The organism is Negativicoccus succinicivorans, assembly GCF_014207605.1.
In the GTDB taxonomy this organism is placed as follows: domain Bacteria; phylum Bacillota; class Negativicutes; order Veillonellales; family Negativicoccaceae; genus Negativicoccus; species Negativicoccus succinicivorans.
The window spans coordinates 169,949-190,995 of sequence record NZ_JACHHI010000001.1; the positions used below are offsets into that span (position 1 = coordinate 169,949).

At 46.0% G+C, this 21,047-nt stretch carries 20 protein-coding genes and 1 riboswitch; all 20 genes read left to right on the forward strand.

Features of this window, described 5'->3' with window-relative positions; genetic code table 11:
- The first annotated feature begins 13 nt into the window (after positions 1-13).
- Positions 14-2,347: a replication restart helicase PriA gene (gene priA / locus HNR45_RS00915; protein WP_159821951.1), complete on the forward strand. Its 2,334-nt coding sequence runs from the start codon at positions 14-16 to the stop codon at positions 2,345-2,347.
- Between the two features lie 12 nt (positions 2,348-2,359).
- A complete protein-coding gene (gene def / locus HNR45_RS00920) occupies positions 2,360-2,842 on the forward strand; it encodes a peptide deformylase (RefSeq protein ID WP_371712912.1) in 483 nt (160 codons plus the stop codon).
- Positions 2,839-3,780, forward strand: a complete 942-nt coding sequence (gene fmt / locus HNR45_RS00925) for a methionyl-tRNA formyltransferase (protein WP_159821947.1) — start codon at positions 2,839-2,841, stop codon at positions 3,778-3,780. Before def ends, fmt begins: the two co-directional genes overlap by 4 nt.
- Entirely contained in the window at positions 3,761-4,585 is an 825-nt protein-coding gene (locus HNR45_RS00930) for a DUF116 domain-containing protein (protein ID WP_159821945.1), read from the forward strand. Before fmt ends, HNR45_RS00930 begins: the two co-directional genes overlap by 20 nt.
- A gap of 7 nt (positions 4,586-4,592) precedes the next feature.
- Complete coding sequence (gene rsmB, locus HNR45_RS00935) at positions 4,593-5,867, forward strand: 16S rRNA (cytosine(967)-C(5))-methyltransferase RsmB (RefSeq protein WP_235020559.1); 1,275 nt, start codon at positions 4,593-4,595, stop codon at positions 5,865-5,867.
- Positions 5,864-6,901 carry a dual-specificity RNA methyltransferase RlmN gene (gene rlmN / locus HNR45_RS00940; protein ID WP_159821940.1) on the forward strand — a complete coding sequence of 346 codons (1,038 nt, stop codon included), beginning with the start codon at positions 5,864-5,866 and terminating at the stop codon, positions 6,899-6,901. Before rsmB ends, rlmN begins: the two co-directional genes overlap by 4 nt.
- A 68-nt stretch (positions 6,902-6,969) precedes the next feature.
- A complete protein-coding gene (locus HNR45_RS00945; RefSeq protein ID WP_024049203.1) occupies positions 6,970-7,683 on the forward strand; it encodes a Stp1/IreP family PP2C-type Ser/Thr phosphatase in 714 nt (237 codons plus the stop codon).
- A 24-nt stretch (positions 7,684-7,707) separates the two neighbouring features.
- Positions 7,708-9,570, forward strand: a complete 1,863-nt coding sequence (gene pknB, locus HNR45_RS00950; RefSeq protein ID WP_024049204.1) for a Stk1 family PASTA domain-containing Ser/Thr kinase — start codon at positions 7,708-7,710, stop codon at positions 9,568-9,570.
- Positions 9,570-10,451, forward strand: a complete 882-nt coding sequence (gene rsgA, locus HNR45_RS00955) for a ribosome small subunit-dependent GTPase A (RefSeq protein WP_159821938.1) — start codon at positions 9,570-9,572, stop codon at positions 10,449-10,451. The genes pknB and rsgA overlap by 1 nt, the downstream gene beginning before the upstream one ends.
- Positions 10,448-11,098: a ribulose-phosphate 3-epimerase gene (gene rpe, locus HNR45_RS00960; protein ID WP_159821936.1), complete on the forward strand. Its 651-nt coding sequence runs from the start codon at positions 10,448-10,450 to the stop codon at positions 11,096-11,098. Before rsgA ends, rpe begins: the two co-directional genes overlap by 4 nt.
- 9 nt (positions 11,099-11,107) lie before the next feature.
- Positions 11,108-11,233: riboswitch (FMN riboswitch) on the forward strand.
- A gap of 44 nt (positions 11,234-11,277) precedes the next feature.
- On the forward strand, positions 11,278-12,411 hold the full coding sequence (gene ribD, locus HNR45_RS00965) for a bifunctional diaminohydroxyphosphoribosylaminopyrimidine deaminase/5-amino-6-(5-phosphoribosylamino)uracil reductase RibD (protein ID WP_024049207.1): 1,134 nt from the start codon (positions 11,278-11,280) through the stop codon (positions 12,409-12,411).
- Positions 12,396-13,040: a riboflavin synthase gene (locus HNR45_RS00970; RefSeq protein ID WP_159821934.1), complete on the forward strand. Its 645-nt coding sequence runs from the start codon at positions 12,396-12,398 to the stop codon at positions 13,038-13,040. The genes ribD and HNR45_RS00970 overlap by 16 nt, the downstream gene beginning before the upstream one ends.
- 14 nt (positions 13,041-13,054) lie before the next feature.
- Complete coding sequence (locus HNR45_RS00975; RefSeq protein ID WP_024049209.1) at positions 13,055-14,239, forward strand: bifunctional 3,4-dihydroxy-2-butanone-4-phosphate synthase/GTP cyclohydrolase II; 1,185 nt, start codon at positions 13,055-13,057, stop codon at positions 14,237-14,239.
- Positions 14,240-14,250: 11 nt separating this feature from the next.
- Entirely contained in the window at positions 14,251-14,712 is a 462-nt protein-coding gene (gene ribH / locus HNR45_RS00980) for a 6,7-dimethyl-8-ribityllumazine synthase (protein WP_024049210.1), read from the forward strand.
- Between the two features lies 1 nt (position 14,713).
- Positions 14,714-15,595, forward strand: a complete 882-nt coding sequence (hslO, locus tag HNR45_RS00985; protein ID WP_024049211.1) for an Hsp33 family molecular chaperone HslO — start codon at positions 14,714-14,716, stop codon at positions 15,593-15,595.
- On the forward strand, positions 15,588-16,400 hold the full coding sequence (mtnP, locus tag HNR45_RS00990) for an S-methyl-5'-thioadenosine phosphorylase (RefSeq protein WP_159821932.1): 813 nt from the start codon (positions 15,588-15,590) through the stop codon (positions 16,398-16,400). Before hslO ends, mtnP begins: the two co-directional genes overlap by 8 nt.
- Positions 16,397-17,449, forward strand: a complete 1,053-nt coding sequence (gene mtnA / locus HNR45_RS00995; protein WP_159821930.1) for an S-methyl-5-thioribose-1-phosphate isomerase — start codon at positions 16,397-16,399, stop codon at positions 17,447-17,449. The genes mtnP and mtnA overlap by 4 nt, the downstream gene beginning before the upstream one ends.
- Positions 17,446-18,699: an adenosylhomocysteinase gene (locus HNR45_RS01000; protein WP_024049214.1), complete on the forward strand. Its 1,254-nt coding sequence runs from the start codon at positions 17,446-17,448 to the stop codon at positions 18,697-18,699. The genes mtnA and HNR45_RS01000 overlap by 4 nt, the downstream gene beginning before the upstream one ends.
- Positions 18,696-19,976 (forward strand): amidohydrolase, encoded by a 1,281-nt coding sequence (locus HNR45_RS01005; RefSeq protein WP_159821928.1) that lies wholly within the window; start codon positions 18,696-18,698, stop codon positions 19,974-19,976. The genes HNR45_RS01000 and HNR45_RS01005 overlap by 4 nt, the downstream gene beginning before the upstream one ends.
- An 83-nt stretch (positions 19,977-20,059) precedes the next feature.
- Entirely contained in the window at positions 20,060-21,040 is a 981-nt protein-coding gene (locus HNR45_RS01010) for a site-specific integrase (protein WP_159821926.1), read from the forward strand.
- The last annotated feature ends 7 nt before the right edge of the window (positions 21,041-21,047 follow it).

The window sequence follows — 21,047 nt, forward strand, 5'->3', positions numbered from 1 at the left end:
CATAGGAGAAGCTATGACGGTAGCGGAAATTATCATTAATCGACCGACTAAACATTTGCAAAAATGTTTTTCATATCGTATTCCTACCCACATGGAATACATTACTCCCGGTTGGCGAGTGATCGTTCCATGGGGAACCGGTCACGAAGAGGGTATCGTTTGGAAGACTCGACCGGAAATATCTGAGGATGCAGCGCTTGATCTAAAAAGTGTTTTTGTGACAATAGGAGATACTGCTTGGTTTACATCGGAAATGCTGGCACTTGCAGAATGGATTGCAAGCTACTATGTATGTCCTTTGATCGAAGCTTTGCGTTTGTTTTTAGTGGATAAAAAAACAGTCAAAAGCCAAACTCGCTATACTTTGACGGTATCAGGGCAAAAAAAAATAGCACTGGGGAATATTCCTGCAAACCATCAAAAACTTCTGAAGGAATATTTTCCCAATATGCTGGAGGCGCTTGCCAATGGCTGGATTAAAGGTGAACTAAAACGGCTGAGTGATTCACGATTTGCGAGTGAAGTCGTTTGGGACGCAGCCATTGATCCCGCACTATCACAACTTATGCGTACCCCTCGTCAGCAGGAGTTGGTTCTCTTTTTAACAGAGCATCCTGAGCAAACATCGGCAGAATTAAATGCCGCGGGATTTTCTGCCGCATTACGCAAATCGGCACTCAGCAATGGATATATAAGTACTCACGAAAAGTGTAACACTCATGCCGTTATTCGGGATCATTTGCCCTCACTTACATCGTCACAAGAGCAAGCGTTGGCAAACGTCACGTCAGCGCTAAACGAAAAACGGCACGAAACGTTTTTGCTACATGGAGTGACGGCCAGCGGCAAAACGGAAATATACTTGCGCGCTACCGCTAACGCCGTAGAGAAAGGCAAGAATGTCTTGGTTTTGGTGCCCGAAATTTCGTTAACGGATCAATTAGTTCGTCGATTTACGGCACGCTTCGGAGCGGAAAAAATATTTTGCCAACACAGCGGCCTGACGGAGCGGGAACGCTTTGATAACTGGAGGCGTGTGCGTGCGGGCCGGGGAAATATTGTGATCGGACCTCGTTCCGCCATATTTATGCCGGCAGAAGAAATCGGCCTTATTGTTATCGATGAAGAATACGATGCCAGTTACAAACAAAGTGAGCAGACACGGTATCATGCTAGACGTGTGGCGGAGTGGCGTGCACGTTGGCATCATTGTCCGCTCGTTTTAGGCGCGGCAACACCTTCGATGGAAAGTTATTATCGCGCTGAAAATGGTGAAATCGCTACACTACTGCTCCCGGAACGTATCGGCGGTGTATCCTTACCGAAAATGCATATTGTCGATATGCGCAGCGAGCTGGAGGCGGGGAATCGTTCCATTCTTTCACGGGAATTGTATCAGACGATGCAAACGATGCTTTCGCAGGGACGTCAAATTATTTTGCTTTTAAACCGACGCGGCTATGCCACTCATGTTTCCTGTCGGACATGCGGTTATGTTTTAACCTGTCCTCATTGCGACTTGCCTTATACTTACCATTTACCAACCCATACTTTACAATGCCATCGTTGCGGCGGTGAAAGGGAGATGCCCACAAGCTGTCCGAATTGTGCCAGTAAAGCGATTAAATATTTTGGACTCGGCACGCAACGCGCGCAAAAAGTGGTAGCGGAAGCATTTCCTCGGGCGAAAGTCCTGCGTTTGGATACGGATAATGCAGGGAATGCAAGGCGGCGCGCAGAAATTTTAGATGCCTTTGCGCAGGGGAAAGCCGATATCTTGTTGGGAACGCAGCTGGTGGCGAAAGGCCATGATATTCCTAATGTCGGCTGTGTCGGAATTTTAAGCATCGATGCATTATTAAATCGCCCGCAATATAATACGGCGGAACAGGTATTTCAATTGGTTGTGCAAGCAGCCGGACGCGCAGGACGTAAAGACGGTGACGGGCGCGTCATTGTGCAGACATACCATCCGGGGCATTATGCATTGCAGGCGGCCTGCACCAATGAATGGCAGAATTTTTATACCGAAGAACTTGAACTGCGCGAGTATTTGCATTACCCGCCGTTTTTTAAACGCGCTAAAATCAGTGCTTTTGCGGAGAGCCAAGAAAAAGCGCAAAGTCATTTACAAGTTCTATTTGATGACCTTGTAAAAATCCTTGCAGAAAAAGGGGTAGAAGTGGAATATACGGATATTTATCCTGACTATCAGGCTAAATTGCGTGGCCGGTTCTATATGTCTTTTCAAGTAGCAGCCAAAAATCTTGACGTGGTTAGAGCGCATATGAAGCAAAGCGCTCTATGGCAAGTAAATGGTATAATAATAGATATGGAAATGAGTTAATATACAAAAGAGGTGACACGATTGGCAGTCCGAAAAATTGTGTTGGCGGGTGCGCCCGTGCTGAAAGCAAAGGCGCAACCTGTTACAAAAATGACAAAATCGATTAAAACTTTGCTGAAAGATATGAAAGATACGTTATATGATGCCAACGGCGTGGGCCTTGCAGCACCACAAGTCGGTGAATCCTTACGAATCTTTGTCATTGATGACGGCAACGGTTATGTGGAATATATTAATCCGGAAATTATTACTTTATCTGATGAAAAAGAAGAAATGACGGAGGGGTGCTTAAGTGTTCCCGGTTTTGTGGGAGTGGTCGAGCGCTCTACCGGCGTTACCGTACGATATGAAGATCGAAATGGGCGTACGCATGAGGTAAGCGCAACGGGCCTGTTGGCGCAGGCCATCCAACATGAAAATGACCATATTGACGGTACTCTTTACATCGAACGTGCGAAAAATCTATACAAAGAAAATGAAGGAACGATCGAATGAGAGTTGTCTTCATGGGGACGCCGCAATTTGCTGTACCCTGTCTGGAGTCGGTACTAACACATCCGAAAGCGGAAATTGTCGGCGTATATACCCAACCGGATCGGGTCAATCGTCGCGGTAAAAAAATGAGCTTTTCACCGGTGAAAGAGTGTGCCCTTACGCATGATTTGCCGTTGTATCAGCCGGCAACACTGCGCGATGCCGACGCGCAAAAAGAATTACAGAAACTTGCACCGGAACTTTTGATCGTGGTGGCTTATGGTCAAATTCTTCCGGCGAAAGTTCTTGAAATTCCGCGTCTTGGTGCGATCAATGTTCATGCATCATTATTGCCCAAGTATCGCGGCGCCGCACCGATACAGTACAGTCTGCTCAATGGCGATGAGACGACCGGTGTCACTATTATGCATTTGGATGAAGGCATGGATACCGGCGATATCATCTTACAACGTCGAATTGATATTCCTATTGATTGGGAATTCAATCAATTATCTGCGCACTTGTCCATACTTGGTGCAGAAGCCTTGCAAGAGGTCTTGGCTGACGCGGCTACAGCGATTGGTAATACTACACAGCAAGCACACGATCGGGCCACATATACCGGGAAAATTGCTAAAGAATGGGGACGAATCCACTGGAGTAAAAATGCGCGCACCATTCATAATTTAGTGCGTGCATTGCATACGAATCCGGGAACCTATACATTTTTCCGCGAAAAACGTTTGAAAATTCATCAGACCGTTCTGACAAAAGCGCATGCGAGGCTTTTACCGGGCGAATTATTGGTGGACGGTACGGATATTTTTGTCGGTACGGGTGAGGGGAGCTTGCAGCTTTTGCAAGTGCAGCCGGAAAGCAAACGGAATATGCAGACGGCTGAGTTTATTAACGGATACCAAATAAAATCAGGTGAAGTCCTTGGCGAACAAACAGATTGACGAAACGTTACAAAATCGCAATCTCTACCTGCGTTTGACCTTGTTGACGTGGGTAACATTAGGCGCGATCGTTTTTGCGATTGCGTATTTATTGGCGCCCGGCTTAACTTTGCTGCATCCTATTTTGCCGAATCTTGCATACGTTTTGGCGGCAGCGGGCGTGATCTTCAGCGGCGGCCTGATTGCATGCATCGGCGTGGCGTTGGAAACCCATCACGAATTGCCCTTGGGAATTTTGCGTAGCGCCAGTAAAACGGTACATATGTTTTTACCGTATTGCATTTTGTGGGGCAAAGTATTCCGTATTCCGAAAGAACATGTCGCCCAGTCGTTGGTAGATTTAATTAATACGTTGTCAGAGCGTTATTTGCCGAAACTCAAGCCGGAAGATATTATGCTGCTGACACCGCATTGCTTGCAAAATGATACTTGTCCGATCAAAGTAACGCGCGATGCGTTTGCCTGTCGTGAATGCGGGCGTTGTCCGGTGGGAGGGCTGGTTCATCTTGCCAAAACATATGGAGTTTCCTTATATATCGCCACCGGAGGAACCTTTGCGCGCCTTTTAGTAAAAAAACATCGTCCTAAAGCGATTATTGCGATCGCTTGTGAGAGAGATCTGGTTTTGGGAATGAGAGATGTTTTTCCGATTTTAGTGTTCGGAGTTTTAAATAGTCGTCCCTATGGTCCCTGTTTCAATACCCAAGTGGATCTGCAAAAAGTAGATAAAGTATTAGCTCATTTGTTAGGAGAAAAGAAGTCTGTTGAAAACTGCTCGAGAAATAGCGCTCGTCGTCTTGCGTAAGGTGCTTGTGGAAGAGGCTTATGCAAATATTGCCTTGCAACAAGTATTTACCACATGGCCTGCTGAAGATCGCGAACGCCGGTTTGCCACCGAAATTATTTACGGTGTAATTCGTAAGAAAAATTATTTGGAATGGATATTAGGCCGTTTAAGTCGCCAGCCGTTGGCAAAATTGGATGCGGATGTACGACTCATTTTGTTGTGCGCATTATATCAAATTATTTTTCTAAACAGTGTACCTGCGCGCGCGGCCATTAACGAAGCCGTCGAGATGACGAAAAAAGTATCGCATCGTGGCAGTGCGGGTTTTGTAAATGGTTGCTTGCGTAGCTATTTACGCAAGCAAAAAGAGTTTGAAATTCCCCAACGGACAAATGGTCCTATTACCTATTTAAGTCTTACATATTGTCAGCCCAAATGGTTCGCTCAATGGGCTGTTCGTACATGGGGCATGGAGCGCACGGAAGAGCTGTTTGCTTATTTTACGCAGCCGGCACCACTCACTGTGCGTGTGAATACGCTTATGCAAACACGGGATGAGGTTATAGGAAAATTAGCATCTCGCGGTGTAGACGTAGTAAAACTTGCCGTTCCTGAAGGACTTTCCATTAGCAGGGGAGGGATTGCCGCCATTCGTGAAGAGCTGCAAAGCGGAATTTTATATGTCCAGGATGAAGCGGCTATGTGGGTGGCACATGCGGTTTCTCCACAACCGGGTGAAACCATATTGGATTTATGTGCAGCGCCCGGCGGCAAAACCACTCACTTAGCACAAATCATGGAAAATCAGGGAGAAATTATTGCCTGTGATTTATATTCTCACAAACAACAGCTGATTTGGGATAATTGTAAGCGGTTGGGCGTAACTATCGTTTCTGCAGTGGTGCAGGACGCCACTAAAGAAAATCCGGATTGGCAAAAAAAATTTGATAAAGTACTCGTTGATGCCCCTTGTTCCGGATTAGGAGTTATCGGACGTCGCCCGGATCTTAAATGGCGACGTACGTCAAAGGAATTAAAAGACTTTCCGCTCTTGCAGCAGGCAATCGTAGAACGTGCCGTTACGTATTTAAAACCGGGCGGTCGCTTAGTGTACAGTACCTGTACACTGAATCCGGAAGAGAATGAAGGCGTAAGAGAAAGAATTTCACAAGCACACTCCCGATTGCAGCCGTGCACTATTTCGCTGGAAAATACGATCAATACAGATGAGTATAGATTTTGGCCGCCGGAATCGAAAACAGACGGTTTTTATATTTGCGCTTGGGAAAACAAAATATGAAACAAAATATTTGGGGTAAAAACCTCCCGGAATTACGGACTTTAATGAAGGAACTTGGCGCTCCCGGATACCGCAGTCAGCAGTTGTTCGATTATATGTATAAGCGTGGTATTTTACATTTTGACGAAATGGCGCAATTGCCGAAAGCATTGCGCAACAAACTGATAGAATCGTGGGTCATCGATTTTCCGACCATTGTGCGTGAACAACGGAGCAGCGACCGGAAAACCGCCAAACTGTTGCTGCGTTATAGCGATAACTCATTGATTGAAACAGTACTGATGAACCAGCCGTACGGTTATTCCGTATGCATTTCCACACAGGTAGGGTGCGCGGTCGGCTGTACATTCTGTGCCTCCGGTTTAACCGGTTTGCAACGTAATTTAACGGCCGCAGAGATGTTGGCACAGATTTATTTGTGGCAATTTCTCTATGATATCAAAATTCACTCTTTCGTGTTGATGGGCTCCGGAGAACCTTTGCAAAATTATGACAACGTACTTTCTTTCATGAAAATGTGCCATGATTTTGAAGGATTAACGATAAGTTATCGAAATATGACGCTATCGACGTCAGGTATTACACCTAAAATTTATGATTTGGCTAAAGAAAAATTGCCGATTACATTAGCGCTTTCGTTACATGCACCGAACGATACAATCCGCAATCAAATCATGCCGATCAGTAAATGGTATCCCTTGCCGGAACTATTGGAGTCGTTACAATTTTATACCCAAACCACTCGCCGGCGCGTGACTTGTGAATATATCCTTTTAGCGGGAGTCAATGATAAGCCGGAACATGTCGCCGAGTTGGCGCAAATGATTCGTCCGTTGCGCGCGCATGTAAATTTGATTCCATTAAATGAGAGCCCGGGAATTCCTTACCGACGACCAGAAATGAAACATTCACAGGAATTTTGTGAACAGTTGCAAAAGCAGGGAATAGCCGCTACCATCCGTAAAGAGATGGGAACAGAAATTCAAGCCGCCTGTGGTCAACTCAAAATGAAATTTGTTAGGGATAATGCCTAGTTTGACGCTGTATTTGATAGATGATACGATATTCATATATTGATTAAATTTACTGTTAAGGTGGTTTCATGAAAAGTTTTGGTATCACCAAACGTGGTCTTGTGCGTCCTACCAATGAAGACGCTTTCCGCATCGTTTTGCCATCGCTTTTTATTGTGGCGGACGGAATGGGGGGACACGTTGCCGGTGAGATCGCAAGCCACATAGCCATTGAACGTGTATCGGATTATGTGAGCGGTGAACGTTCGGAGCTTTGGAACGAAGTCACATTAAAAGATGCTGTCAATCAAGCAAATATCGCTATCCGTGAACGTGTTAACAACGAGCCGGATCTGGCCGGTATGGGGACAACGCTTTTAGTCGCGCGTGTCGAAGAAGATTTATTCTTTTGGGCGCATGTCGGAGATAGCCGAATTTATCGCTACTATCGTGGGCAATTAACCCAGATTACAGTAGATCATTCCTTGGTTACCGAAATGGTTCACGAAGGTACATTAACTGAGGAACAGGCGAAATTTCATCCGTCGCGTAATGTAATTACCCGTTCCGTCGGTACAACGGATACTTTGGAAGTCGACACGGGTCGATTGACGCTGCAACCGGAAGAAATGATTATGATGTGCACTGACGGTGTTTATAATATGGTTTCGGACGCAAAATTACGTGATATTTTAATTACGAATGAAAATGCGCCGGAAGCGTGTGCTCGCTCGATAATGCGTGAAGTATATCTCGGCGGGGCCAAAGATAACGCAACCGTGCTCGTAATCAGCAATACGTAAGAGAAAGTGATGGTGTAAAATAATATGATTGGACGGCTTTTAGACAATCGTTACCAGCTGACTGAAAAAATTGGCAGCGGTGGTATGGCTGATGTCTACCGTGCCCAAGACGTGCTACTGGATCGTGTCGTTGCCGTAAAAATACTGCACAGCAACTTTTCCACTGATAACGATTTTGTCGTACGATTCCGAAGAGAAGCGCAAGCGGCTGCAAAATTGTCGCACCCCAATATCGTCAATATTTACGATGTCGGCAAAGACAATGAAGTATATTATATCGTCATGGAATACGTCGGCGGTGAAACGTTAAAAGACTATATTGCGCGTCAGGGGAGACTTTCCAATGAAGCGGCTGTCCGGATTGCGATAGAAATTGCAGAAGCATTGGAACATGCACATGCTAACGGCATCATTCACTGCGATATTAAACCGCATAATATTTTGGTTACCAAAACCGGCCGGATTAAGGTGGCAGATTTCGGTATTGCCCGTGCGATCAATACAGTTACGATTGCCAATAAGCAATCCGTGCTCGGTTCCGTACATTATTTTTCGCCGGAACAGGCCAGTGGGGATCCGTTGACACCACAAACGGATATGTATTCTTTGGGCATCGTGCTGTATGAAATGCTCACAGGACATCTTCCTTTTGAGGGGGAAACCGCTGTCAGTATTGCTTTAAAGCATATGCAGGAAGATATTCCGAAACCGGTAAAATACAATCCAACCATTTCACCAATGTTGGAAGACTGCGTCATGAAAGCGCTACAAAAAGATCCGCATAAACGGTTCAGCGATATTTCGGAAATGATTGCAGAATTACGTTTAGCGCAGGGTTTAGTAACACCCAAAAACACAGCAACCGGTCGACATGATTTTTCTACCGGTCAATTTCCGCGTACCCGGCCGATTCCTAAGAAGGATCTGGAACCGAAAGAAAGTATGTTGACGCCGATTTTATCTTGGCCGGTTCGATGGATTGTTTTGGGCATTGCCGGACTATTCTTATTGGCATCGGGCATTGCTTTTTGGATGTTTGGCGATTTTTGGAGCCCGGACTCAATAACATTGCCGAATGTGGTAGGGCAACAGGTAGAAGTGGCACAAAAAACGTTGACTAGCAAAAAACTAAATGTTCGTATCAGCGAAATTGCGAGTGAAGATGTCCCCATCGGTCAAGTCATTTCGCAAACGCCGAGCGCAGGAATGGAAGTAAAAACGCATCGTATTATTCATCTGACAGTCAGCAAAGGCGGGAGCAATATTTTAATTCCCGACTTAACAGGCTTAACGATTGAGCAGGCTACTGCCAAGCTGAACAGCATTCACTTGCGACTTGGCAAAATTGAAGAGAGGGAAGATAGCAGTCGACCCTTAGATACTATCATCGGACAGTCACCGCTGGCCCCGAATAAAGTGGAAGCGGACACCAGTGTAAATGTAGTTGTCAATAAAAAAGATATGGTCAGCCGTGCAACAACACCGGGGGTTGTTGGCAAAACATGGCAGGAAGCAAAGCAAATCTTAGCCCAGGCAGATTTGACCGTCGGTTCTTTAACGCGCGGCGGGAAAACTGTCACTCCTGCGGATGGCGATTTGGTGACTGCGCAGAATCCATCGGCGGGCCAGGCCATTGTACGCGGCTCAAGCGTAGATTTATCATTTGATAAATCGGAAGATAAAAAGGCGAATGTCGGTATTCGTGTACCTAACGACGGAAAGTCGCATCATGTTGAAATTATTGTCACGGATGACACGGGTACGCATACCGTATTTTCCGCCAATGAAAAAGCAGGAGCTACTATTAATCAGCGAGTTACAGGCAGCGGACAGGTACGGGTTCAAGTGTTGATTGATAACGCTATCGTGCAAGATCAAGAGCTCTAATGGAACAAAAAGGAATTGTGACACGCAATCAGAACGGTTATTTTACAGTTTCTGATTCTCACGGACATGAATACACCTGCAAAAGCCGGGGGCGACTAAAACTGGAATCTTCCGGCATTTTGGTAGGTGATTATGTAAGCATTGATGTGCTTACGGAAACAACCGGTATGATTATTTCCGTACATCCGCGCAAGACGACGTTACAGCGTCCGCATGTTGCCAATGTCACACATTTGATTGCCGTGATGGCAGTAGCACAGCCTGAACCGAATTTGTTTTTACTCGACCGCATTTTAATGATGGCGGAAAAGCAAGGTTTGGATCCGTTAATATGTTGGACAAAAGTGGATTTAGATCACGTAAAAGCGAAACGTCTGACAGCGGACTATGCTAATGTTCCCTACATTACTTTGCAATCCGGTTATGATCAGCCGGTACGCGAACCGTTACTAGCGATCCTACAGGGACACATCAGCGTCTGCTGCGGTCCGTCGGGTGTGGGAAAGTCTACTTTAATCAATCATTTGGCGCAAACAGACACCCTGCGCACGCAAAGTGTCAGTTCAAAAATTGGTCGCGGACGTAATACTACTCGTCATGCCAAGTTGCTGCGACTGGCGCCGGATACATTCATTATGGATACGCCGGGGTTTGCGTCGCTTTCCTACTTACCGCGTGAAGTGACTGATATTGCTGCACGTTTTCGTGATTTTGTGCCCTACTTAGGTCAATGCCGATTTGGTGATTGCCGCCATTTAAAAGAGCCGCACTGTGCTGTCAAAGGGGCGGTAGAAAGCGGTGCTATTTTACAAAGTCGCTATGACTCCTACCAAGCGTTGGCAGAAGAGTGGCTGGAAAAAGAGAGAGGCAGATATCGATGATAAAAATTGCACCATCCTTACTTTCTGCAGATTTTTCTCGCTTGCAGGAAGAGTTGAAAATGCTAACGCAAGCGGGCGCCGATATTGTCCATTTGGATATTATGGACGGCCATTTTGTTCCGAATCTGACATTTGGTCCACCGGTGATCAAAGCGCTACGGCCCCACAGCGATTTAGTGTTTGATGCCCATTTAATGGTCGAACAACCGAGTGATTATATTGAACCACTACATGAGGCCGGCTGTGATATGGTATCTTTTCATTATGAAACAGAACCACATGCGGATCGCGTAGTGCAGCTGATCAAAAAGTACGACATGCAAGCCGGTATGGTATTAAATCCGTCTACTCCTGTAGAGGTATTGCAAGATATTTTGCCGGCGCTTGATTTTGTGTTGTTGATGAGCGTCAATCCGGGATTTGGAGGCCAAAAATTCATTCCTTATGTGACTGCCAAAGTAAAACGTTTAGCCGAACTAATTGAACGCACGAAGAGCTCCGCGTCGATTGAAATCGACGGCGGTGTAGGACCGCAAAATGCGGCTTCGTTGATCGCAGCGGGGGCAAATATTTTAGTCGCTGGCTCCGCTGTATTTAACAGTGCAGATCGTGCCGAGATGATTCGTACATTACGTAATTCGCAATAACTTAATATGTCGTGTCTTTGAGGCAAGGTGAGGGTCAATTGACTCAATTCCTGACCGGCGGTAAAGTCCGCAAGCGCAAGCTGATTCGATGAAATTTCGAAACCGACAGTATAGTCTGGCTGGGAAAGGACAAAAAAGGACACTTTTACGTTGTCCTTTTTTCTTTATGGAGGCATATTATGCAAGCTGATATATCGACAGAAGATATTTTGTACATGGAGCGAGCGCTGCAACTCGCACAAATCGGGACAATAGCCGTACGGCCTAATCCGTTTGTCGGGGCGGTGGTTGTTAAAAACCATACGATTGTCGGGGAAGGATGGCATCAAAAAGCAGGCGGTCCGCACGCAGAAATCTGGGCATTGCAAGACGCAGGCGAAGCAGCGCGAGATGCTACTTTATATGTAACACTTGAACCGTGTTCACATTACGGAAAAACACCTCCATGTACTCAAGCGATCATAACGGCAGGTATCAAACGCGTGGTCTGTGCATGTTGTGATCCGTTTACAAAAGTCAACGGGAAGGGCATCAAGATATTAGAAGAGGCCGGTATAGAAGTAGTGTGCGGCGTTTGTGAAGAAAAAGCACGCAAAATTAACCGCGGCTTTTTTCGTAGCATTGAGCAAAAGCGACCGCAGGTGGTGGCGAAAATGGCGACGACGCTGGATGGCAAAACGGCTACAGTCACTGGAGAATCCCAATGGATTACCGGCAAAGAAGCGCGTCATGATGTGCAGCGTTTGCGTTCTCTTAGCGATGCCATCACGGTAGGTATTAATACCGTACTTGCCGATGATCCGCAGCTTACGGTGCGAGATTTTTCTCGCCCTAAACAACCGTGGCGTGTGATTTGGGACAAAACGGCACGATTACCGCTTACCGCCACGATAGTTACACAGTTGCCTGAACGAACAATTTTATTTTGCACACAGGAGGCTGCCCCAAATCGACTTGAGGCACTGCGTCAGCAGGGAGTCAATGTGGAATTATTATCCTGTAATGCCGAAGGCGAACCGGATATCCGAGCAGGTGTCAAATTACTCCTGGAAAAGTACGAGATTCAAACCGTTTTATTAGAAGGCGGCGCCACACTTATCGATGCGTTTTTACGAGCCGCACTTTTGGATGAAATTTATCTGTATATAGCGCCACTTATGTTCGGTGGAGCGATGGCTAAAGGGATTAGTGCCGGAGCTGGAATTGAGGCGTTGCAAAATGCGCCGCGATATACCTTAATAGATACCCAAATGTTCGCTGATGATATTCGCCTGCATTATGAAGTAAAGGAGTTCGGATGTTTACAGGTTTGATTGAACAAGTTGGCACGATACGGCGGCTGGAACGAAACGGTACCAGCTACTTGCTGACCATTGCGCATCTGCCGTGGGATGAGCCGCTTAAAGCAGGGGACAGCGTCGCTGTTAACGGCATTTGTCTGACGACAGTCGATGTGCAAGCACAGGCATTTAGTGCGACTGCCATGCCGGAAACAGTACAACATAGCGCGATGGCCAAGTGGCAATTGGGGATGCATGTTAATTTAGAACGGGCATTATCGGTAAACGGACGTTTACACGGTCACTTTGTTTCCGGGCATATTGACGGTATCGGCAAAGTCAGCCAAATTCGAAGGGATGAAATAGCGCACCGCATACGGGTTCAAGTGGAACCTGCACTATTACGGCATATTATTCCCAAAGGGTCGATTGCGCTTGACGGTATGAGTTTGACCATAACGGAAACCGGGAAAAATTACTTTGAGATCTCTATTATTCCGCATACCTGGCAACAAACGAATACCCGAGAATATCAAAATGGCAGTATCGTAAATATTGAGACAGATGTACTGGGGAAATACATTGATCATCTGTTGAGAAGTCAAAAAAATACCGATGAAAACCTGCAAAAGATTTTAATACAAAACGGTTTTCTGGATTGAGGAGAGTAAGGTAAATGGATTCGATTCAACAGGCCTTAAATGATTTAAAAAGCGGTAAAATGATTATAGTGGTAGATGACGAGAAGCGGGAAAATGAAGGCGATCTGGTAATGGCTGCTCAATTTGCTACTACCGAGGCTATTAATTTTATGACGAAGGCCGCTCGAGGCATTATTTGCGTACCGATGAAGAGTAAAGATCTGGAGCGTTTGGAGATTCCTCAAATGGTTGAGGAAAATACGGACAACCATCAAACGGCTTTTACAGTTTCCGTTGATCATATTCATACCGGTACCGGCGTTTCGCCGCATGATCGCGCGCTCACTATTAAAGAACTTTTAAATCCTGCGGCCAAAGGCAACGATTTTCGCCGTCCGGGACACGTGTTTCCGCTTCGTGTTCGGGAAGGCGGTGTGTTTGTACGTTCTGGCCATACGGAAGCCTCCATTGACTTGATGGAGTTGGCTGATTTATATCCTGCCGCTGTGATTTGTGAAATCACGGCAGACGATGGAACGATGATGCGTCGTCCGGAATTGCAGCAATTTGCTAAAATACACGGGCTTACCATGATCAGCGTGGCGCAAATATATGAATACCGCAAGCAATCCGAGGAAATGGTACGTCGGGTAGCTACTGCAAAATTACCGACGGCATACGGTGAGTTTACCATTTATGTCTATGAAAACACATTGGATTCGTTTAACCACCTGGCCATCGTGAAAGGCGATATTAACGGCAAGGAGGATGTGTTAACCAGAATTCATTCGGAGTGTTTGACCGGAGACGTATTCGGTTCGTGCCGCTGTGATTGCGGCGAACAACTGCATGCGGCATTGCGTCAAATTGAGGCCGCAGGCGCTGGTGTCGTTATCTACATGCGTCAAGAGGGAAGGGGCATCGGTCTAGTCAATAAAATTCGTGCGTATAAATTGCAGGAAGAAGGCTTCGACACGGTGGAAGCTAATGAACAGCTTGGCTTTCCTGCCGACTTGCGTGAATATTCGCTCAGTGCACGCATTTTAAAAGATCTCGGCGTGAAAAGCATTCGGTTGTTGACCAATAATCCCGCCAAAATCGATAATTTAGAAAAAAATGGGGTTACCGTTACTGCACGAGAATCGATTGTTATTCCGCCCAATGATTTTGATCGCGAATATTTAAAAACCAAAGAAGATAAAATGGGGCACATTTTTTAACGAGGTGACATATGAAAACATACAACGGAAACTTGATTGCTGACGATTTAAAAATGGCGATTGTTGTCGGTCGTTTTAATGATTTTATTACAAATCGACTCTTAAGCGGGGCATTGGATGCACTGAAACGGCACGGCATGAAAGAGGAAAACATTACAATTGCGTACTGCCCGGGGGCGTTTGAATTACCGCTCGTAGCTAAAAAATTTGTTGCTAAAGAGGACGTAGATGCGGTTATTTGCTTAGGGGCTGTGTTACGAGGAGCTACGTCGCATTACGATCTGGTATGCAATGAAGCGGCCAAAGGTATCGCCGCCACTTCGCTTGCTTCGGGAAAACCGATTCTTTTCGGTTTGGTAACTGCTGATACTTTGGAGCAGGCGATTGAACGGGCTGGAACTAAAAGCGGCAACAAAGGCTTTGATGCCGCTATGTCGGCCGTGGAAATGTGCAATTTATTGAAGGAGATATGACATGTGGAAAGATAGTATTAAACATTATCTGGCCCATGAAGGTTTAAAAATCTCGGTGGCGTATACGACCTCTGCTGTCGCGCGCGCACGAGCATTGCATGATCTTTCTCCTGTAGCTACGGCTGCATTAGGACGCGCGATGACGGGTGCATTGCTACTCGCAACTGATTTTAAAAACCAGGAAGGCGTAAGTATTCGTTTCGACGGCGACGGACCGCTGGGCAAAGTATTTGTCGATGCCTATGAGACTAACCGTGTTCGCGGCTACGTGGAGAACGGACAGGTCGATTTGCCGCTTAACGAGCACGGAAAATTAGATGTCGGGCAAGCTGTCGGTCAGGGCATGCTGTATGTCACAAGATACTCTCTCTTGCGGCAGCCTTATCAAAGCGCTATTGAAATTCACTCGGGTGAAATCGCGGAAGACCTGGCTTATTATCTAACACTTTCGGAGCAGATCCCTTCGGCGGTAAGTCTCGGCGTGATGGTAAGTGGCGATGTACAGGTATTAGCCGCCGGAGGCATTTTGGTAGAGGCAATGCCGGATCGTGATGAGGAAGCATTGCAGCAAATAGAAGCCAATTTGGTAAAGCTGGGACCAATTACCAATGCGATGCGTACGCATACGGAAGAAGAAATTATTGAAATTCTCTCCCATGGTTTACATGTAGATTTACTGGCAGAAAAACCAGTGCTTTGGGAATGTACCTGTTCGTCCGAAAAATTTCTTACAGCGTTAAAGACAATTCCGAAAGAAGATCAGGAAGCTTTGCTGCAGGAAGATAAAACGGAATTGGTCTGTCACTACTGCGAACGAAAATATGTTTTTACCAAAGATGAATTAGCAGCTGCCTTTGCTGAAAAGGAGGGGCCTAATGCGTAAACTGGCTATTATTGGAGGGACGGGAGTATATGACCCCGCGTTTCTCAATAATACGAAAACAACGTCCATCAAGACACCTTATGGGGATGCCGTTTATACATTCGGTACTTTTATGGATAAAGAAATTATTTTCATGACTCGTCATGGTGCCAATCACACGATTCCGCCTCATAAAATCAATTATCGTGCCAATATTTATGCTTTGAAAATGCTTGATGTTGTTGCCATTGTAGCGACTACCGCCGTCGGTTCACTCAATCCGGACATGAAGCCGGGTGAAATGGTACTGGTCGATCAATTGCTCGATTTTACCAAATCGCGTGAACACACCTTTTATGACGGCTCTCCTTTGCCGGTAGCGCATGTGGATTTGACGGAACCTTACTGCGGTACATTACGTAAGATGATTGCAGAAGCCGCCAAGAAAGAAAAGTTGCCGTTACATAAAAAAGGGACCTATGTATGTACAGAAGGTCCGCGTTTTGAAACCGCCGGCGAAATTAAAATGTATGCGCAGCTCGGAGGTGATGTCGTAGGTATGACCAATGCCCCCGAATGCCCATTAGCTCGGGAAGCAGAAATCGCATATACTACCGTATCGCTCGTTACCAACTTTGCCGCCGGTATTTCTCCACAGAATCTCACACATAGTGAAGTGGTAGAGGCTATGGAAAAAAATAGCGAGCAGCTGAAAAAACTCCTACAATCCGTCATGACGACATTTGACCCTGCATTTGATAGTCCGGCATTGCATGCCATGGCAGAATACGGTGGCTTTAAAGTAGAGCAGGGAATTAAGTTATGAGACACTTATATTGGGAAAATGGCGCACTCATCTTACTTGATCAGCGACGTTTACCCACTGAAGAAGTGTATATCACCTGCAGAAAGGCAGCCGATGTCACTCATGCGATAGCTACCTTGGCTGTACGTGGAGCGCCGGCCATAGGTGTCGCCGCGGCGTATGCTTGCGTCTTGGCATTTGCCGAAAGCGCAACGTCAGGAAACAGCATCCCACAACAATCTACCTTTAATGCTGCCACCGAAGCTTTACGGGAAGCGCGACCGACGGCTGTCAATTTAGCCTGGGCTGTGGACTTGCAGCGTGAGATGTACGCTACACTGCTTGCACAAAATGCGTCATATGACGCAGCTTACCAAGCATTACTTTTGCAAGCGCAAAAAGTGGATAGCGATGACCTTGCACAAAATAAAGAGATGGCTAAGCACGGCGCTGCACTTTTTGATCGACCGGTAACGATTCTTACTCACTGCAATGCGGGAGCACTTGCTACAGGAGGTATCGGAACTGCGTTGGGAGTTATCCGTGAATTGCATCTCCAAAAAAAATTAATCACGGTCTATATGGATGAAACACGCCCGCTGCTTCAGGGAGCTCGTCTGACGGCGTATGAATTAACGAAAGATAACATTCCCTGCACGTTAATTTGTGACAATATGGCCGCAAGCGCTATTTTAAACAAAAAAATAGATGCCATAATCGTCGGTGCGGATCGTATTACCATGCATGGTGATGTTGCTAACAAGATCGGAACTTACGGTTTGGCTGTGTTGGCGTATTATCACAATATTCCATTTTACGTAGCAGCGCCGAGCTCGACATTTGACTTTACGCTTAAGGACGGTTCACAGATTCCCATTGAAGAGCGTGCTGCCGAAGAGGTGCGCCAATTTCAAGGGGTTTGCAGTGCGCCGCAAAATGTTGCCGTTTGGAATCCCGCATTTGATGTAACTCCCGCTGAATTGGTTACGGGAATAATTACAGAAAAAGGTGTGTTAACCGCACCATATAAGCAGGCAATCACCAAATTAAAAGAGAAGGTGAAACAATGAATTCTATCATCCGAGATTTATCTCTGGCCGCGGAAGGCGAAAAAAGAATTGATTGGGTACAAAGATATATGCCGGTGCTGCAGGAAATTCGGCGAGATTTAACAAAGCGGCAAGCATTTGCAGGTAAAACCATAGTTATGTCGATTCACTTGGAGGCAAAAACGGCATTTTTGGCGACGGTTTTACAGGAAGCCGGAGCCAAGGTCATTGTCACCGGCAGCAATCCGCTTTCTACGCAGGATCCGATTGCCGCCGCTTTGGTTAAACGAGGTCTTACCGTATATGCTACGCACGGTTGTACCGATGAAGAATATACACAATACTTAAACCACGCTCTGGACCACAAGCCGCATCTGATTTTAGATGACGGCGGTGATGTGACGGCGCTTGTTCTGGATAGTCGTAAAGATGCGCAGGAGCGCCTCTTGGGCGGTTCCGAAGAAACGACTACCGGTGTACAGCGTTTGCGCGTATGGGATAAGGAAAAGAAACTGCAATTCCCGATGGTTGCTGTCAATGATTCACTGTGTAAATATCTTTTTGATAATCGCTACGGTACCGGGCAATCCGCTTGGGACGGTATTGTTCGGACGACTAATTTGACGATTGCCGGACGCAATGTGGTAGTTGCGGGGTATGGCTGGTGCGGTAAAGGCGTTGCCATGCGCGCCAAAGGATTAGGAGCACATGTTTATATCACGGAAATCGATCCGATCAAAGCGATCGAAGCGGTATTTGACGGTTTTACGGTGTTACCGATGGAAAAAGCGGCTCGTCTCGGTGATATTTTTGTCACGGTAACGGGGTGTAAGGATGTCATCACTAAAGCCCATTATCCGTTAATGAAAGATGGAGCCATTCTATGTAATGCAGGCCACTTTGACGTGGAAGTAAATGTGCGTGAACTCAGTGAAATTGCCGACAAAGAATTCGAGGCCCGACAAAATATTAAAGGCTATACATTGGCCAATGGAAATACTCTCTTCGTTTTGGCCGAGGGGAGACTGGTCAATTTGGCGGCAGGGGATGGACATCCCGCTGAAATCATGGACTTGTCCTTTGCGTTGCAAGCGTTGGCGTTAGATTATGTACAGACAAATGCGGAATGGCTTTCGCCGAAAGTATATGTCATGCCAAAAGCTATCGATGAAAAGGTCGCACGGATTAAATTAGCGGCGATGCATTATGCCATTGATACATTGACATCTGAACAATATGCTTACTTATATGAGGAAGGAAGTGCCGAATGAGCACATTAATTCAGCATGTGGACCTTTGGACACCGCAGGAAATAAAAATCGACGTTGATATTTTGGTAAGCGACCAACGAATTCAAAAAATCGGGAAAAATCTTGAATGTGAGGATGTTGACAATAAAATAAATGGCAAGAGAATGCTGGCCATGCCGGGCTTAATTAACAGTCATACCCATGTCGCAATGACATTATTTCGCAGCTATGCCGATGATGTTGCCTTAATGGATTGGCTCGAAAACCACATTTGGCCGGCGGAAGCAAAATTGAACGATGAAGTTGTTTACTGGGGTTCACAGTTGGCTTTTGCGGAAATGATTCGGGGCGGCACCACCGCGTTTTGTGATATGTATATGCACATGCCTCAGGTGGCTAAAGCGGCTGTTGATGTCGGCATGCGCGGTAATATTGCACGTGGCTTGGCGGGAACTTCTCCCAATGGAGAGGAAGCGCTGCAGGAAAATGTGGCGCTTTTCCATGAATGGCATCAAGCAGAAAACGGCTTAATTCGTGTAATGCTTGGACCGCATGCGCCATATACCTGTCCGGCAAAATATTTGGAAAAAGTCATTGATGCCGCCGGTAAAGACAATATCGAAATCCATATTCACTTATCCGAAACGCAAGGGGAGGTCGAAACCTGCCGAGAAAAACATGGGCTCAGTCCGATTGCTTATATGGAACAACTCGGTCTGTTTACTCAACCGACCTTAGCCGCACATTGCGTACACGTAGATGCTGACGATATTGCTATTATAGCGGAGCATAATGTAAGGGTTGCACATAATCCGCGCAGTAATTTAAAACTGGCTTCAGGCGTGGCACCGGTTCCTCAGATGCTTGCTGCGAATATAACCGTCGGTTTGGCTACCGACGGTGCATCGAGCAATAATAAGCTTGATATGTGGGAAGAAATGCAGACAGCCGCATTAATTCATAAAGGTGTATCCTACGATCCTACTGCTATTCCGGCACAAGCCGCGGTGGAATTGGCTACATCAGGGGGCGCCCATGCACTTGGGTATAGCGATCTCGGCGAATTGAAAGAAGGCCATTTGGCCGATATCATCTTAATCGACCGCAGCGGTTTCCATTGGCAACCGCAGTATAATGTTACGTCATTGCTTGCCTATGCGGCACAATCGTCGGATGTGGATACCGTTATGATCAACGGCAAGCTTGTTATGCAACATCGCCAACTGCTTACCATTGATGAAGAGCGTTTGCGCAGTGAAATTACAAAAGCGCAGGAGTACTTTAGCAACTTGTCATAAGCAACAAAATGTGATAGCCTATAATAAATAACGATAATTTAACATTATCGTTATTTATTATAGGCCTTTTTAGGTGGTGTATTATGGCTAAACACTTCTATTTACGGGATAATCAACGCATTCAGAACAATTCTTTGCTTTCTTCCGGAAGTAAGGAATTATTTACGTTGGAAAAGTCGCACTCGACAATTGATGCCTATGAATCAGATTGGTCGGACTTCTGTGATTGGTGCAGTTATCGTGGCATTCACTATTTCCCTGCGACTCCTGAGACGATTGTCAATTATATACATGATTTATCCGCTTATGCGAAAGCGAATACCATCGCCCGCCGTGTAAGCGCTCTATCGGAAAATTTTACGGCAGGCGGTTTGATTAAAGATAATCCCTGCCTATCTCCGTTAGTAAAGGCCGCGATGAAAGGTATTCGCCGTAAAATCGGTACCTATCAGCAAGGTAAATCACCGCTTTTAAAAGAAGATTTGGAAGCTATCGTGCAAATGATGGATATTAAAGATCTTACCCAGCATTTAGATAAAACGGTTCTTGTAATCGGTTTTATGGGAGCATTTCGCAGAAGCGAATTAAGTTCTATACGGTATGAAGATATTCATTTTGTACGGCAAGGTATTGAAATCTTTATTCCCCGCTCCAAGGCTGACCAGGAAGGTGAAGGTAATATTGTTGCCTTGCCGAATTTAACGCAAAAAGAATTATGTCCGGTCACGACCTTAAAAAGCTGGCTATCTCGAACTAAAATTACCTCCGGGCCGGTTTTTCGCTCGCCGACTAAAACGGGGAAATTACGTAAAAATGCGCTTTCTGACCAGATGGTCAATCGCATCGTCAAACGCTGGGCGGAAAAAATCGGTTTGGATCCGGCTGATTACGGGGCGCACAGCTTACGCCACGGCTTCGCTACATCGGCCGCATTGGCCGGCATTGAGGAGCGGCGTATTATGCAACAAACGCGACATCATTCCGTTGAAATGGTACGACATTATATTAATGAAGCGGATCGATTTGAGCATAACCCGTTGCGAGATATGTTCAGCAGTAAATAAAAAAAAC